The organism is Streptomyces sp. TP-A0874, from assembly GCF_001748085.1.
Taxonomy (GTDB): Bacteria; Actinomycetota; Actinomycetes; order Streptomycetales; family Streptomycetaceae; genus Streptomyces.
The window spans coordinates 165,325-180,287 of the sequence record NZ_BBZK01000005.1 but is presented as its reverse complement, the minus strand read 5'-3'; the positions used below and the strand labels follow the sequence as shown (position 1 = coordinate 180,287).

Below are 14,963 nucleotides of genomic sequence, written 5' to 3'. Positions count from 1 at the left end.
AAAGCCGGCTGGGTGCAGCCAAGGGCCGCGCTACGTGAAGATCACTCCTTCGGGGGGCGCGTCAAGGGTGCGCGATGGAGATCGCACGAGTTCCTTGCTCCGGGCCGGTGCGGCGTACGGGAGCCAGGTGGCAGCGCTTAGGCTCCTACCCATGACTGCGTTCTCCCGGGGTGCGCCCCACCGATCGCCGACCGGATCCCCCGCCGCCGCGGAGAACGATCCGCTGGCCGTACTGGGCACCCTTCCGGGAGTGGCCGAGTCCGTCGAGTCGGTGCGCAAGGCGGTGGACCGGATCTACGGCCACCGGGTGATGCGCCGGCGGAGCGCCGAGGTCACCGCGGAGGCCGCCCTCCGCGGCGCTCGGGCCTCCGCGGCGCTGGCCGGGGCGGACTGGGAACTTGAGGAGGTCCGGCGGCGCAGTGACTACGGCGCTGGGGAGGAACCGCGGACGGTGGGGGCCGCGCTGCGGCTGACCGCCGAGGCGGGGCAGTTGTTGGGCGTCTGGCGGCAGTCGCCGCTCCGGGTGCTGGCGCGGCTCCATCTGGTGGCCGCGGGCGAGGCGGGAGACGGGGCTTCTGCCGGGGACACGGTCGGTCGGCCCAGGCTGGCGGGCGAGACGGTGGTCGAGCCGTTGGTCGAGCTGCCGCTTCCGGAGGCGGACGAGGTGGCCGGCCGGTTGGACGGGCTGACCAGCTTGCTGCTGGCCGGAACGGCCGCTCCGGCGCTGGTGGTGGCCGCGGTGGTGCACGGCGAGCTTCTGGTGCTGCGTCCCTTCGGTACGTGCAACGGGTTGGTGGCGCGGGCGGCGGAACGGATCGTGCTGGTCGGCAGCGGTCTGGATCCGAAGTCGATCTGCCCGGCCGAGGTGGGCCACGCGGAGTTGGGGCGGCAGGCCTACACGGAGGCGCTCGACGGGTACGCCGCCGGGACCCCCGAGGGGATGGCGGCGTGGATCGCGCACTGTGGACGCGCGGTCGAACTCGGCGTGCGGGAGACCACTGCGGTCTGCGAGGCGCTGCAGCGGGGAGCGGCCTGAGCGGCGCCCGCGCCGACCGGTCGGACCGGGGGGTGTGTCCGGCCGGCATCCGATCGGAGCCCGACCGGACCGACTCGGTGTTCGGAACGGGGGAACGGCGGGCCGGGGATGCCGAGGCGGTATGCGGCGGCACCCGGGACGGGTACCGCCGCTGGCGTGTCCACCGGGTTACCAGTGCGCGCTCCCTGTTCGCCCATCCGGCCGGGACTTCCCGCAGCGGTGGGCTGGCCCGTAATCGACGGGTCGGCGTCGCGTGGGTGCTCGGTGTTCACGCACGGTCCGTGGGGCCTTGCTGATCTCTGGAAGATGCTCCGGGATCTTCCGGTCTCGCGGGCCGTCGATTCCTTTGTACTCCTGTGGCGGCAGAAGCGGAACCCCTGCTTCCCGTCTTTTGCTTTAGGCGTCGGAGACCGCCAAAGCCATTGTTCTGGTCGATTTTCCCGTCTTCTCAGAATTTGGCGGGAAAACGAGATCTCCGGTCGGCGCATACGGCCGGTGCCGGTCAGAACGGACCGACGGCCGTTCGTCGGCGGCTGGCGTACCAGACCAGGCCCGCGGTGGCGGTCGCCGCGCCCACCGCGGCCGCCACGAGTACCGGGCGGGGCGGCATCGTGATGGTGGGAAGCCGCCGCTTCAACCGCACCGGCCGGTTGAAGGAGAGCACCGGCCAGCCGCGGTTCGCCGCCTCCCGCCGCAGCGCGCGGTCCGGGTTGACCGCGTGCGGGTGGCCGACCGCCTCCAGCATCGGCACGTCGGTGATGGAGTCGCTGTAGGCATAGCACCGGGCCAGGTCGTAGCCCTCGCTCTCGGCCAGTTCGGCGATGGCCTCGGCCTTCGTCGGGCCGTAGGCGTAGTACTCGACCTCACCGGTGAACCGACCGTCCTCGATCACCAGCCGGGTCGCCACCACCCGGTCGGCGCCGAGCAGTTCGCCGATGGGTTCCACCACCTCGGCTCCGGAGGTGCTGACGATCACCACGTCCCTGCCGGCGAGGTGGTGCTGTTCGATGAGGGAGGCCGCCTCGTCGTAGATGATCGGGTCGATCAGCCGGTGCAGGGTCTCGGCGACGATCTCCTTCACCTGCTGGACGTCCCAGCCGCGGCACAGCGCGGTGAGGTACTCGCGCATTCGCTCCGTCTGCTCGTGGTCGGCGCCGCCGAGGAGATAGACGAACTGGGCGTATGCGGTGCGCAAAACAGCCCGGCGATTGATCAGGCCACCCTGGTAGAAGGACTTGCTGAAGGCCAGCGTGCTGGACTTGGCAATGACCGTCTTGTCGAGGTCGAAGAAGGCCGCTGTACGGGGCAAGGAGTGGTTTTCCACATCACTGAGCATAGGCGCCCTCCATTCGGCGTACAGCAAGGCGCGTGGGTTTGCCTGAGAAGGGCCTCGGGTACACCATGGAGGTCACGGATCGTTCGCGACCGTGTTAACCCGGTCTGGCTCCTCCCCCCCGAGTCGACCGTGGGGACGACCCCCGCTCTCCCCCCCCCGGCGGGGGTCGTCGCATGTCCGGGGGTGTTTCCGCGGTCTCCCTTGATCCCTTCTCGCTCTTGTCGGCGGTTCGAGGGCTCCCGAAGCGCATCCTCTCCCGGTGACTGTGAGTAATCAATGGGTTTCATGTGGAAGTCACCGGTATAGGTGAGCGAGATATTCACAGCCCGCGTACTGTCCACAGTTTTCGACCAAGATCCACAAGTTTTTCCTGATCGCTGCACGGTGAATCCGCGAAGTGTTCGCGGAGTGAGTCGTCGAACGAGATCAGGAGTGGACCATGGCCGGATCCAGCACATCCGAACTGCTCAGACCCCCTGAAGCGCAGCCGGGCGCGCCGCTGGTCGTCTCCCGGGACGAGCGGTTGCTCGACGATCTGCTGCGGCTCTGCGCCGCGGCGGGCGTACAGCCGGCGGTGGCCGAAGGCACGACCGCTCGGGAGCCGGGCTGGGAGCGGCCACCGCTGGTCCTCGTCGGCGACGACGCGGCCGCCGGCCTGGTCGGCACCGCCCCGCGACGGCCGGCGGTGGTGCTCGTGGGCCGCGATCCGGACGACGCCGGCATCTGGCGGCGGGCGGTCGCCATCGGCGCGGAGCACGTCGCCCTGCTGCCGGATGCGGAGACCTGGCTGGTTGACCGGATCGCCGACGCCACCGAGGGAAGCGGGGGGCAGGCGGTGACGGTGGGCGTGGTGGGCGGTCGTGGCGGAGCCGGCGCGTCCACTCTCGCCTGCGCGCTGGCCGTGACCGCGGCACGGTCCGGCAGACGCACGGTCCTGGTCGACGGGGACCCGCTCGGCGGTGGTCTGGACGTGCTGCTCGGAGGGGAGAGCGCGGAGGGGCTCCGATGGCCCGCTTTCGCCCGCTCCTCAGGGCGGGTGGCCGGTGGCGCGCTCGAGGAGTCGCTGCCCGCGCTGCACTCCCTGCGCCTACTCAGCTGGGACCGAGGCGAAGCGGTGGTCGTGCGGCCGGAGGCGGCGCGCTCGGTGCTCGCGGCCGCGCGGCGGCGAGACGGGGTGGTCGTGGTCGACCTGCCGCGGCGGATGGACGGCGCGGCGGCCGAGGCGCTTGCGCAACTGGACATGGGCCTGCTGGTGGTGCCGGCGGAGCTGCGGGCGGTGGCGGCCGCCCAGCGGATCAGCTCGGCCTTGCGCATGGTGCTGCGGGACCTCCGGGTGGTGGTGCGCGGCTCACCCACCTCCGGACTACGGGGGGAGGAGATCGCCCGGCTGCTCGGCTTGCCGCTGGTGGGTGAGCTGCCGTCGGAGTCTGGACTGGCCCGGCTGGTGGAGCGGGGGGCCGTACCGGGCTCCCACGGCGATGGCCCACTGGCCCGCTTCTGCGGCCTCTTCTGGGATCGGGCGCTGGCCGACGTAGGAGGCCGGGGATGAGCGTGTCGCAGGTTCCGTCCGGCTCGGAACTGCCGGCCCGGCTCCGTTCGACCGCCGCTCGGGCCGGGGAGCCGCCGGGCGCCGGGATGGTGGCACGGCATTCGCCGTCGCAGGTCGCTCCGCTGGCCGAGCCGCTGCTGGACGCGGTACGGCTGAGGCTCGCGGCGACCGGGGCGGAACCGACCTCGGCCGCGGTGGCGGCCGCCCTTCGCGAAGAGGGCCGACTCCTGGGGGACACCGAAGTCCTCGCGGTCGTGACTCGGCTCCGCTCGGAACTCGTCGGCGCCGGACCGCTGGAGCCCCTACTCGCCGATCCCGAGGTCACCGATGTGCTGGTCACGGCCCCGGAGCAGGTCTGGGTGGACCGAGGGATGGGGCTGGAGCGGACCCCCGTGCGCTTCCCGGACGGAGAGGCGGTGCGCAGGCTCGCCCAGCGTCTCGCCGCTGTGGCCGGGCGGCGGCTGGACGATGCGCGGCCCTGGGTGGACGCGCGCCTTCCGGACGGGACCCGGTTGCACGCCGTGCTGCCGCCGATCGCCGTGGGCTGTGCCTGTCTGTCGCTGCGGGTGGTACGGCGCAAGGCGTTCGACCTCCGGGAGTTGGTCGATGCCGGCACGGTGCCGCCCGGCGTCGACCGGTTGCTGCGAGGGCTCCTGGAAGCCCGGTTGTCGTTCCTGATCAGCGGCGGCACCGGTACCGGCAAGACGACGCTGCTGAGCACCCTGCTCGGGTTGGTGGGACCCCACGAGCGGATCGTGCTCGCGGAGGACTCCGCGGAACTCCGGCCCGACCATCCACACGTCGCCCGGTTGGAGGCCAGGCCCGCCAATCAGGAGGGGAGGGGACGGGTCACCCTGAGGGACCTCATCCGGCAGGCGCTGCGGATGCGGCCGGACCGGCTGGTGGTCGGTGAGGTCCGCGGCGAGGAGGTGACCGATCTGCTCGCGGCGCTCAACACCGGTCATGAGGGTGGCTGCGGGACGGTGCACGCCAACGCGGCGGCGGACGTGCCGGCCCGACTGGAGGCGCTCGGTTCGACGGCCGGCCTGGACCGGGCCGCGCTACACAGCCAACTGGCCGCCGCGGTGTCGGTGCTGATCCACCTGGTCCGGGACCGCGACGGACAACGTCGGATCTCTGAGGTGCATGTGCTGGACCGCGGCCCGGGCGGCTACGTCGAGACCGTGCCCGCGCTCCTCGCCGGTCCGACCGGCCTTGAGCCGGGCCCGGGCCATCAGCGGTTCATGCGGCTGCTCGCCGGCTCAGCCGGTCACCGGGCCGAAGGAGGCGGTGAGCCCCGTGGGAGGTGACGGAGGGCTGTGGGATGCCGCCGGCTTCGCCTCGACCGGCCCCGGACGGTGGCTGGACCGGTGCCGGTGGAGGCGGCGCGCCAGACTGCTGCTGACCGGTACCGCGTCGGACACCGAGGCTCACAGCCTGAGCCCGTCCACGGCGTTGCCGGTCGGCGGGTGGGCGGAGAAGGCACACCGCCTGCGGCAGGGGCGTTGGGCGGCGGGGTGGGGGCGGGAGTGGCTCTGTGCGCCGGCCGGTGTGGTTCTCGGCCTGGTCTCGGAGTCCGTTCTGCCGGTGGGCGCCGGGCTGGCGGCCGTGCCGCTGGTACGGCGGTGGTCCCGTTCCCGGGAGGCATCCCGGGAACGGGAGCGGCGGGGCGTCGCGGTCGTGGAGTTCTGCGGCGCGGTGGCCGGTGATCTCCGGGCGGGCCGACAGCCGTTGGAGGCGCTGTGCTCCGCAGCGGCGGGGCTGGGCCCGGCGGCGGTGCCGCTGACCGCGGCGGCCCGGTTCGGGGGCGATGTACCGCGGGTACTGCGGGAGACTGCCAGGGTTCCGGGCGCGGAGGGGTTGTCGGGGGTGGCTGCCTGCTGGCGGATCTCGGCGGACGGTGGAGCGGGCCTGGCAGCCGGGCTCGAACGAGTGGCCGCCTCGCTACGCACCGAGCGGGATCGAGCTGACGAACTGGCAGCCCAGCTGGCGGGCACCCGGGCCACGGGCACGATGCTCGCCTGGCTACCGGCGTTCGCGTTGCTGATGGGAGCGGCGTTGGGCGCGTCCCCGCTCCGGGTGCTGTTGCACACCCCAGTCGGTCTGGCCTGCCTGCTCGTCGGCGGTCTGCTGGAATACGCCGGGCTCCGCTGGACCTCCCACATCATCAGGCGGGCCGAGGCTCTCGGATCGGTGACCGCCGATGGGTAGGGGTGGTTCCCTTCTCGGCTTGCTTCTGCTCGCCGCCTGGGCGCTCGGCAAGGCGGCCGTGGCGGTCGGAGGCCGCCACGGGAGAGGCGTCCGGCGACCCGGTGGACGCCTGGCGGAACTGCTACCCGGTGGGCCGGCCCACCGGGGCCCTCCGTCGGCCCGTCCCCGGGCCGGTCGGCTCGGCCTGAACGCCGTGCCGGCCACCGGTGGCGTTGCCGCGTTGCTGCGGAACTGGCTGCCCGCCGTCGGCACCGCCGCGGCCGGTCCGTTCCTGCTGGGCGGAGCGGCGGGTTGGGCGCTCGGCCTGTTGGGAGGGTGCGTGGTGCGGGTCTGGTGGCAGCGTCGCCCGGCGACGACGCCCGACCGGGAGAAGCATTCCGAGGAGTCCGACGGGCGTCTGCCGTTCGCCGGAGAACTGCTGGCCGCCTGCCTCGCGGCCGGTGCTGGGCCGGTCGAAGCGGCCGACGCGGTGGGGAGTTCACTCGGCGGGCCGGTCGGGGAGGGCCTGGCGAGAGCGGCGGCGGAGCTCAGGCTCGGAGGGGACCCGGGCGTCGTCTGGGGCCGTTTCGCCGAGTTGCCCGGAGCGTTAGCACTGGCCAGCGCTCTCCAGCGGGCCCAGGCGACGGGGGTGCCCGCGGTGGAACCGGTGGCACGTCTGGCGGCCGAATACCGCTCCGCCCAGGCGAGGAGGGCCACCGCGGCGGCGCGACGGGCCGGAGTGCTGGCTACCGCCCCGCTGGGGCTGTGTTTCCTGCCCGCCTTTCTGACGGTCGGGGTGGCACCGGTGCTGATCGGGCTGGGGACGGCGCTCCTCCGCGGAGCCTGAAGAACCGCCCTGGCCCGCCCGACTGACCGCACTCACGGCGACGGAAGGGGAGCGGAGGCTCGAACACGTAGAGGCTCGAACACGTAAGGGAACAGGCGGAGCGGCAGCTGCTTCGACGACGCACGACCAGGTGGAGTGGGACGGAAGGGGAGAAGAAGTGAAGTGGATCCGGAAACGCTGGGGCGCAGTACGCGGAGCGGGGCGGACGGACTCCGGTATGACGACGGCCGAGTACGCGGTGGGCACCATCGCGGCCGCTGGTTTCGGCGCGGTGCTCTACAAGGTGGTCACCAGTGACGCGGTCAACTCCGCACTTCAGTCAGTGGTCGCCAAGGCGCTCGATGCGCAGTTCTGACCGTGGGTATGTGACGGCGGAGGCGGCTGTGGTCCTGCCGGCCATGGCGCTGTTCACGGTGGCGCTGATCTGGGGGCTGATGGCCGCGGCGGCACAGATCCAGTGCGTCGACGCGGCCCGTGCGGGGGCGCGGGCCGCGGCTCGCGCCGAACCGGAGGAGGCCACCTTGGCCGCGGCGCGTACCACCGCGCCCGAGGGTGCCGAGATCTCCGTGAAGCGGGAGGACGGCCTGGTCCGAGTCCGTGTGGAGGCCCCGGCCGGCCCGGGAGCGCTGCCGGTACGGCTGGGGGCCGAGGCGGTGGCGCTGGACGAGTCCATGGCGTCCCCGCCCGGAGCGGGGCAGGGCGCTGCTGGTTCCGAGGCGGGGGACGAGGAGGGGGACGGCGTCACGTCGGAAGGCAGCGTCACGTCGGAAGGCAAGGGAGCAGCAGGCGGGTCTCGCTGAGCGACCCGGCGCTGTTCGTCGGAGAAGGCCCGGGTGGTACGTACGGAAGGGAGGCAAGCCATGCGGTGGGTGGGCGGAAGGCTGGGCCGGGTAGGTCTGGGCCGGTTGCCTGGACGAGGGCGTGGTCGGCTGCCGAGCCGAGCCGGGGGGCGGAGGGTGTCTCCACTCGGTGCGGAGCAGGGCTCGGCGACGGTGTGGACGGCCGTAGCCGCCACCGCGCTCTGTGCGGTGTTCGCCGCCGAGTTGGCGCTGGGCGGGGTGGTCGGAGCTCGGCATCGGGCTGCCGGCGGAGCGGATCTCGCCGCGCTCGCCGCGGCCGGGCATGCGTTGGAGGGGCAGACGAGGGCGTGTGGCCTGGCCAGGAAGGTGGCCGTGGCTCAAGACGTGCGGGTGGTCCGCTGCGCGGTCCGTGGTGAGATCGCCGACCTCACCGCGGAGGTCGGGTACGGCCCGTTCACCGCCAGGGTGCGGTCCCGTGCCGGGCCGTAGCCAGCGGGTGGGGGCAGCACGGAGCTGCCGAGGCCCACCGGGCTGCGCTGGGCTCCGAGGAGGCGGCCGGGCAGGCGTCCGTCAGCGTCGGCGGGCCGCCACCTCGCCGGTGGCCGGTGTCGGTGCCGCGTACCGCAGATCGCCGGGTGAGGCCGCCCACTCCGGCCTGGGGCAGGGGGACGCGGCCACTCACTCCGATGGAGCACCGCTGAGGAGGGTGCCGAGCAGCCGCACGGCAGCCCGCTTGTCCAACGGATCGTTGCCGTTTCCGCACTTCGGCGACTGGATGCAGGACGGACACCCCGCTTCGCACTCACAGGCGGCGATCGCTTCCCGGGTCGCTCGCAGCCATCGGGAGGCCACCTGGAAGGCCCGCTCGGAGAAGCCCGCCCCGCCCGGTTGGCCGTCGTAGACGAAGACGGTGGGCAACAGGGTGTCCGGATGCAGCGGGACGGACACACCGCCGATGTCCCAGCGATCGCAGGTCGCGAAGAGCGGCAGGATTCCGATGGCGGCGTGCTCGGCGGCGTGCAGCGCACCCGCCAGGGACTCGGGAGCGATGCTCGCCTCGTCGAGCTGGTCCTCGGTGACCGTCCACCACACCGCCCGGGTGCGCAGCGTACGGGGCGGCAGGTCCAGCTTGCTCTCGCCGAGGACCTCGTTGGTGATCAGTCTGCGCCGGAGGAAGGAGACGACCTGGTTGGTGACCTCCACGGAGCCGAAGCAGAGTCGGCCCGCGCCCCACGGCACCTCGGTGGCGGTCTCCAGCACCGAGATGGCGGTGGTGTCCCTGGCGGTGGTCGAGTAGGGCGGCGACGACTCCTCGACCAGCGCCACCGAGTCCGCCAGGTCCAGCTCCCGGACCACGTAGGTGCGCCCCTGGTGGAGGTGGACGGCCCCGGTGTGGACGGTCGTGTGGGCCGCCGCCGCGTCGACCGTGCCCAGCAGTCGGCCGGTGCCCGCCTCGACCACCTGGACGGGGGCGCCGCCCTGGCCGCGGATGTCGGCGAGGTCCGCGGCCCGGTCGCTGCGCGGCCAGTGCCAGGCGGTCGCCCGCCGCCGCAGCAGCCTCCGTCGCTCCAGTTGGGGGAGGAGCCCGGGGGCCGCCGGTCCGAAGAGCGCCAGATCCTCCTCGGTGAGCGGCAACTCCGCTGCTGCCGCGCACAGGTGGGGGGCCAGCACGTAGGGGTTGTCCGGGTCCAGCACGGTCGACTCGACGGGCTGCCGGAACAGCGCCTCGGGATGGTGCACGAGATAGGTGTCGAGCGGGTCGTCGCGAGCCACCAGCACCGCGAGCGAGCCCTGGCCGGCGCGTCCGGCCCGGCCGGCCTGCTGCCACAGGGACGCCCGGGTGCCCGGATAACCGGCGAGCAGCACCGCGTCCAGGCCGGAGACGTCCATCCCCAGTTCCAGGGCGTTGGTGGCGGACAACCCGAGGATCTCACCGGAGTGCAGGGCTTGCTCCAGGCCACGCCGTTCCTCGGGAAGGTATCCGCCGCGGTAGGCGGCGACCCGCCCGGGCAGCGACCGGTCGACGGCCGCGAGGCGTTCCTGGGCGATGAGGGCGATCATCTCGGCCGCCCGCCGGGAGCGGACGAAGGCGACGGTGCGGGTGCCCTGCACGGCGAGGTCGGTGAGGAGGTCGGCGGTCTCCGCCGTGGCGCTGCGCCGCACCGGGGCGCCCTGCTCCCCGTGGAGCTCGGTCAGCGGCGGCTCCCAGAGCGCGAAGACGAGCTCCCCGCGCGGTGAGGCGTCGTCGGTGACCTCGACCACCGGAAGGCCGGTCAGCCGGCCGGCGGCCTCCGCCGGTTCCGAGGCCGTGGCCGAGGCGAGCAGGAAGACCGGCTCCGAGCCGTACCGCGCACAGACCCGCCGCAGTCGGCGGATCACCTGGGCCACGTGGGAGCCGAAGACCCCGCGGTAGCTGTGGCACTCGTCGACGACCACATAGCGCAGTGCGCGTAGGAAGGAGGACCAACGCGGGTGCCCGGGCAGGATGCTCCGGTGCAGCATGTCGGGGTTGGTCAGCAGGTAGTTGGCGTACCGCCGGGCCCAGTCCCGCTCCTCGACCGGTGTGTCCCCGTCGAACACCGCCGGCCGCACGGCGCTGCCCAGCGGTGCCGTGAGTTCGCCGACGGACCGTCGCTGGTCGGCGGCGAGGGCCTTGGTCGGCGCGAGGTACAGCGCGGTGGTGCCCCGTCCGCCCCGCTCCGCCGCGCCGTCGAGCAGCGTGCTGACCACCGGGACCAGGTAGGAGAGCGTCTTGCCGGAGGCGGTCCCGGTCGCGACGACGACGGAGGTGCCGCTCAGCGCCTGCTCGGCGACGCGGGCCTGGTGTTCCCAGAGGTGCTCGATCCCGGCGTTCCGGACCGCCTCCACCACTTCTGGCCGGATCCGCTCCGGCCAGCGCGCATGACGGCCCGTGCGCGGGGGCAGGTGCTCCGTATGGGTGATGCGCGCAGCGCGGTCCGCGCTACCGGCGAGCCGGTCGAGGACGGACCGTGCGGGGGAGTGGGCGGCCCCGACACGCGGGAGTTGGTTGTCGGCCATCGGCACCGAGTGTGTCACCGGAGTGACGGACAATGCGCTCAAGGCGTCGTGCACGCCGGTCGGTAAGTGATTGAATGCCATCGCGGCTGCCGATCCATGGGGGGCGACCGTTCGATTGCAAGCTGCTGGAGGATCCGTGGACCTGTCCCTGTCGACCCGGACCGTAGGCGACCGCACAGTGGTCGAAGTCGGTGGCGAGATCGATGTATACACCGCGCCCAAGCTGCGTGAGCAGCTGGTCGAGCTTGTGAACGACGGGAGTTACCACCTGGTCGTCGACATGGAGGGGGTCGACTTCCTCGACTCCACCGGTCTCGGCGTCCTGGTGGGCGGGCTGAAGCGGGTGCGTGCCAATGAGGGCTCGTTGCGCCTGGTGTGCAACCAGGAGCGCATCCTCAAGATTTTCCGCATCACCGGGCTGACCAAGGTGTTCCCGATCCACACCTCGGTCGACGACGCTGTCGCAGCCACCGACTGACAGTCGCCGGCGAGCCCCGTGCCGATGGCACGGGGCGCGGCAAGCCTGGGGTGCCGGTGGCTGCGCCCGGACCCCCGAGAGATGCCACACGCGACCGAGGGGAAGGCATGGCCACCGTCGAACTGCTGTTCAGCGCCCTGCCCGAGCACGTACGGACCGCCCGCCTGGTGGCGGCGGCCGTGGCGCGCAAGGCCGGGGTCGACGAGGCTGTGCTGGACGAAGTCCGCCTGGCTGTCGGAGAGGCCTGCAGCCGGGCTGTCGGCCTGCACAGGGGCCATGGTCTGGCCGCGCCGGTGCGGGTGTTGTTGATCGAGGAGGAGAAGAAGTTCTCGATCGAGGTCGGCGAAGGAGTGGCTTCGGGTGCCGAGGGCGAGCCTTCCGGCCCGGCGGCCCGGCCCGCCGATGCCGATGACGAGATGGGCCTTGCCGTGATCAGAGGGCTCGTCGATGATTTCGAGGTGACCGGTTCCGGGCTCGTGGGCCTCATTCGGATGAGCTGGCCGGCCACTCAACTGCCTGAAGTGCCCTGAGCCACGGAGGAATGGCCCCATCAGCCGTCAGGCCCTGTCGGGGCCGTCGGGGCCTGATGGGACCGGCGCCGCTCTGACGGTCCGGGATCCTCCGGGTTCACTGATGCTCCCGGCGCCTGGCCGGACCGTGACCGGACCGGAGGGTGGTCGGCGCCGCGCGGAGCCCTTCGGCGGTGACTGTCTTATCGCTCGAGTCGGTGAACCTGCGTCCCAGCGGGTCCGAACGCCCGGTCCGTCCCATGGCCACCGCCTCGACCGGCTCACCCAGATGCAGGCCCGGACGGCCGACGAGTCCCCTGTTTCCCATGACAGCACCTCGACACCTGGATCCACGACGAGAAAACGTTCCATCGGCGACTCGTCGGACCGTCACGGACTTCGAGGTCAGTACACCGTGATCGTTCTCGCCGGTAGCCGCTGTAGCGACCTTCCGTGGCGAGCAGGTTTGTTTTTCATCCGCGCCGTTGAACAGGTGTTTCTTTATGCGCTGAGATCATTTGCAGATCATCTCCGATCGCGTCAAGGAAATGATCACCGACCTGCCTTCGGGTGATCTTTTACTCTCGATGTTTTTTGATCTTCGCTGGTGCTGGTGAATTCCCGGGTACGCGCACTGTTTTGATCGACCGCAGCTCCCTACAATCCGTCAACATCTTCTAAAGATCCAGCACGCTTGAGCGCTGCGGCTCGTTCCGTGCTGCGCGCCCATGTGCCAAACGTCAAGGAGGACGAATGGCGGGGCCCCTTCCCCCACTCACGCCGGACCCTTTTCCAACGCTCGCGGCCGCCACGCTGACCCACGACAACAGAATGATCGTGTCGGTTATCGCGGTGGTGGCGCTCGCGGCACTGGCCGTCGCCGTGGTCCTGGTGCGGCAGGTACTCGCCAACGGCGAGGGAACCGACAGCATGAAGAAGATCGCCGCTGCCGTGCAGGAGGGCGCTAACGCCTATCTCGCACGCCAGTTGCGCACCCTCGGCGTATTCGCCGTCGTGGTGTTCTTCCTGCTGATGCTGTTGCCCGCGGATGACTGGACACAGCGTGCCGGACGTTCGATCTTCTTCCTGATCGGCGCGCTCTTCTCCGCGGCCACCGGATACATCGGAATGTGGCTGGCGGTGCGGAGCAATGTGCGGGTGGCCGCCGCGGCCCGGGAGGCGACCGCGGTCGGCGGCGCGCCGGCCAAGGACCTCACCGCCGTCTCCCACAAGGCCATGAAGATCGCATTCCGCACCGGCGGTGTGGTCGGCATGTTCACCGTGGGGCTGGGCCTCCTCGGGGCCTCCTGCGTCGTGCTGGTCTACGCGGCGGACGCCCCGAAGGTGCTTGAGGGCTTCGGGCTCGGTGCCGCCCTGATCGCGATGTTCATGCGGGTGGGCGGCGGCATCTTCACCAAGGCGGCGGACGTCGGCGCCGACCTGGTCGGCAAGGTCGAGCAGGGCATCCCGGAGGACGACCCGCGAAACGCCGCCACCATCGCGGACAACGTGGGCGACAACGTCGGCGACTGCGCCGGAATGGCGGCCGACCTGTTCGAGTCCTACGCCGTGACCCTGGTCGCCGCGCTGATCCTGGGCAAGGTCGCCTTCGGCGACTCCGGCCTCGCCTTCCCGCTGCTGGTCCCCGCCATCGGCGTGGTCACGGCCATGATCGGCATCTTCGCGGTGGCCCCGCGCGCCTCCGACCGCGGCGGGATGACCGCCATCAACCGGGGCTTCTTCATCTCCGCGGTCATCTCGCTGGTACTGGTCGCGGTGGCGGTGTACACCTATCTGCCCTCCACCTACGCCGAGTTGGCGGGTGTGACGGACGCCGCCATCCTGGGCCACGAAGGCGACCCCCGGGTGCTCGCCCTGCTCGCGGTGGCGATCGGCATCGTGCTCGCCGCACTCATCCAGCAACTCACCGGATACTTCACCGAGACCAGTCGGCGGCCGGTGCAGGACGTCGGGAAGTCCTCGCTGACCGGCCCGGCGACCGTGGTACTCGCCGGAGTCTCGCTGGGGCTGGAATCCGCGGTCTACTCGGCGGTGCTCATCGGCCTGAGCGTCTACGGCGCCTTCCTGCTCGGCGGGGCGTCCATCATGCTGGCGCTGTTCGCGGTCGCCCTGGCCGGCACCGGCCTGCTCACCACGGTCGGTGTGATCGTCGCCATGGACACCTTCGGTCCGGTCTCCGACAACGCCCAGGGCATCGCGGAGATGTCGGGCGACGTCGAGGGCGCGGGCGCCCAGGTGCTCACCGACCTGGACGCCGTCGGCAACACCACCAAGGCCATCACCAAGGGCATCGCCATCGCCACCGCGGTGCTCGCCGCGGCGGCGCTCTTCGGCTCCTACCGGGACGCGATCGCTACGGCGGTCACCGATGTGGGGGCGATGGGCAGTGAGCTGGGGCTGAGCCTGGACATCTCGCAGCCGAACAACCTGGTCGGCCTGGTCCTGGGAGCGGCCGTCGTCTTCCTCTTCTCCGGGTTGGCGATCAATGCGGTCTCGCGGTCCGCCGGGGCGGTCGTCTACGAGGTCCGCCGGCAGTTCCGGGAGCGTCCCGGGATCATGGACTACACCGAGAAGCCGGAGTACGGCCGGGTGGTGGACATCTGCACCAAGGACGCGCTGCGCGAACTGGCCACGCCCGGTCTGCTGGCCGTCATGGCCCCGATCGCGGTCGGTTTCACCCTCGGGGTCGGCGCGCTCGGAGCGTACCTCGCGGGCGCGATCGGCACCGGCACCCTGATGGCGGTGTTCCTCGCCAACTCCGGTGGCGCCTGGGACAACGCCAAGAAGATGGTCGAGGACGGCCACCACGGCGGCAAGGGGAGCGAGGCACACGCCGCCACGGTCATCGGTGACACCGTGGGCGACCCGTTCAAGGACACCGCGGGCCCCGCCATCAACCCGCTGCTGAAGGTCATGAACCTGGTGGCCCTGCTGATCGCTCCCGCGGTCGTGCGGTTCAGCTACGGAGCGGACGCCAGCCCGGCCGTCCGGGCCGTGGTGGCGACCTTCGCCATCGTGGTCATCATCGCGGCGGTCTACCTCTCCAAGCGCCGGGGCATCGCGGTCGGCGAGGAGGTCGGCACGGCACCGGCGAAGGAGTCGGCCGACGCGGCGCCCGTCTCCTGACGGCTGCCTACCCCCGGTGGATCGGTACCCGG

At 71.8% G+C, this 14,963-nt stretch carries 13 protein-coding genes; 11 read left to right on the top strand and 2 right to left on the bottom strand.

Going from position 1 to position 14,963, the window contains the following annotated elements; all coding sequences use genetic code 11:
- Positions 1-151 precede the first annotated feature (151 nt).
- On the top strand, positions 152-1,036 hold the full coding sequence (locus BGP73_RS08395) for an oxidoreductase (RefSeq protein ID WP_244501139.1): 885 nt from the start codon (positions 152-154) through the stop codon (positions 1,034-1,036).
- A gap of 502 nt (positions 1,037-1,538) precedes the next feature.
- Here the strand turns inward: BGP73_RS08395 and BGP73_RS08390 are convergent.
- Positions 1,539-2,372, bottom strand: coding sequence for an HAD family hydrolase (locus BGP73_RS08390; RefSeq protein WP_069813307.1), 834 nt, complete (start codon positions 2,370-2,372; stop codon positions 1,539-1,541).
- Positions 2,373-2,811: 439 nt separating this feature from the next.
- Here BGP73_RS08390 and ssd point away from each other — a divergent pair, with 439 nt between their 5' ends.
- The 7 genes from ssd to BGP73_RS08355 all read left to right on the top strand — a co-directional run bounded on the left by ssd (position 2,812) and on the right by BGP73_RS08355 (position 8,247).
- Entirely contained in the window at positions 2,812-3,921 is a 1,110-nt protein-coding gene (gene ssd / locus BGP73_RS08385; protein ID WP_069813305.1) for a septum site-determining protein Ssd, read from the top strand.
- 86 nt (positions 3,922-4,007) lie between these two features.
- On the top strand, positions 4,008-5,231 hold the full coding sequence (locus tag BGP73_RS08380; protein WP_069813965.1) for a TadA family conjugal transfer-associated ATPase: 1,224 nt from the start codon (positions 4,008-4,010) through the stop codon (positions 5,229-5,231).
- Positions 5,221-6,132: a type II secretion system F family protein gene (locus BGP73_RS08375; protein ID WP_244501138.1), complete on the top strand. Its 912-nt coding sequence runs from the start codon at positions 5,221-5,223 to the stop codon at positions 6,130-6,132. The genes BGP73_RS08380 and BGP73_RS08375 overlap by 11 nt, the downstream gene beginning before the upstream one ends.
- 19 nt (positions 6,133-6,151) lie before the next feature.
- On the top strand, positions 6,152-6,958 hold the full coding sequence (locus BGP73_RS08370; RefSeq protein ID WP_244501137.1) for a type II secretion system F family protein: 807 nt from the start codon (positions 6,152-6,154) through the stop codon (positions 6,956-6,958).
- Between the two features lie 157 nt (positions 6,959-7,115).
- Complete coding sequence (locus BGP73_RS08365) at positions 7,116-7,313, top strand: DUF4244 domain-containing protein (protein ID WP_069813301.1); 198 nt, start codon at positions 7,116-7,118, stop codon at positions 7,311-7,313.
- Positions 7,300-7,758, top strand: a complete 459-nt coding sequence (locus BGP73_RS08360) for a TadE family type IV pilus minor pilin (RefSeq protein ID WP_069813299.1) — start codon at positions 7,300-7,302, stop codon at positions 7,756-7,758. Before BGP73_RS08365 ends, BGP73_RS08360 begins: the two co-directional genes overlap by 14 nt.
- 156 nt (positions 7,759-7,914) lie before the next feature.
- Positions 7,915-8,247 (top strand): Rv3654c family TadE-like protein, encoded by a 333-nt coding sequence (locus BGP73_RS08355; RefSeq protein WP_244501136.1) that lies wholly within the window; start codon positions 7,915-7,917, stop codon positions 8,245-8,247.
- Positions 8,248-8,436: 189 nt separating this feature from the next.
- Here BGP73_RS08355 and BGP73_RS08350 read toward each other — a convergent pair whose 3' ends face one another.
- On the bottom strand, positions 8,437-10,878 hold the full coding sequence (locus BGP73_RS08350) for a DEAD/DEAH box helicase (RefSeq protein WP_079127342.1): 2,442 nt from the start codon (positions 10,876-10,878) through the stop codon (positions 8,437-8,439).
- A 55-nt stretch (positions 10,879-10,933) separates the two neighbouring features.
- Between BGP73_RS08350 and bldG the strand changes: the two genes are divergently transcribed.
- The 3 genes from bldG (at position 10,934) to BGP73_RS08330 (ending at position 14,931) form a co-directional block, all read left to right on the top strand.
- Positions 10,934-11,275 carry an anti-sigma factor antagonist BldG gene (gene bldG / locus BGP73_RS08345; RefSeq protein WP_069813297.1) on the top strand — a complete coding sequence of 114 codons (342 nt, stop codon included), beginning with the start codon at positions 10,934-10,936 and terminating at the stop codon, positions 11,273-11,275.
- A gap of 107 nt (positions 11,276-11,382) precedes the next feature.
- A complete protein-coding gene (locus BGP73_RS08340) occupies positions 11,383-11,805 on the top strand; it encodes an ATP-binding protein (RefSeq protein ID WP_069813295.1) in 423 nt (140 codons plus the stop codon).
- Between the two features lie 732 nt (positions 11,806-12,537).
- On the top strand, positions 12,538-14,931 hold the full coding sequence (locus BGP73_RS08330; protein ID WP_069813291.1) for a sodium-translocating pyrophosphatase: 2,394 nt from the start codon (positions 12,538-12,540) through the stop codon (positions 14,929-14,931).
- Positions 14,932-14,963 lie beyond the last annotated feature (32 nt).

Excerpts from the sequence above, each read along its gene's own strand:
- BGP73_RS08350 (WP_079127342.1), bottom strand. The coding sequence starts at position 10,878 with ATGGCATTCAATCACTTACCGACCGGCGTGCACGACGCCTTGAGCGCA.
- BGP73_RS08380 (WP_069813965.1), top strand. The coding sequence starts at position 4,008 with ATGGTGGCACGGCATTCGCCGTCGCAGGTCGCTCCGCTGGCCGAGCCG.
- BGP73_RS08330 (WP_069813291.1), top strand. The coding sequence starts at position 12,538 with ATGGCGGGGCCCCTTCCCCCACTCACGCCGGACCCTTTTCCAACGCTC.
- BGP73_RS08395 (WP_244501139.1), top strand. The coding sequence starts at position 152 with ATGACTGCGTTCTCCCGGGGTGCGCCCCACCGATCGCCGACCGGATCC.
- ssd (WP_069813305.1), top strand. The coding sequence starts at position 2,812 with ATGGCCGGATCCAGCACATCCGAACTGCTCAGACCCCCTGAAGCGCAG.
- BGP73_RS08340 (WP_069813295.1), top strand. The coding sequence starts at position 11,383 with ATGGCCACCGTCGAACTGCTGTTCAGCGCCCTGCCCGAGCACGTACGG.
- BGP73_RS08360 (WP_069813299.1), top strand. The coding sequence starts at position 7,300 with ATGCGCAGTTCTGACCGTGGGTATGTGACGGCGGAGGCGGCTGTGGTC.
- BGP73_RS08390 (WP_069813307.1), bottom strand. The coding sequence starts at position 2,372 with ATGCTCAGTGATGTGGAAAACCACTCCTTGCCCCGTACAGCGGCCTTC.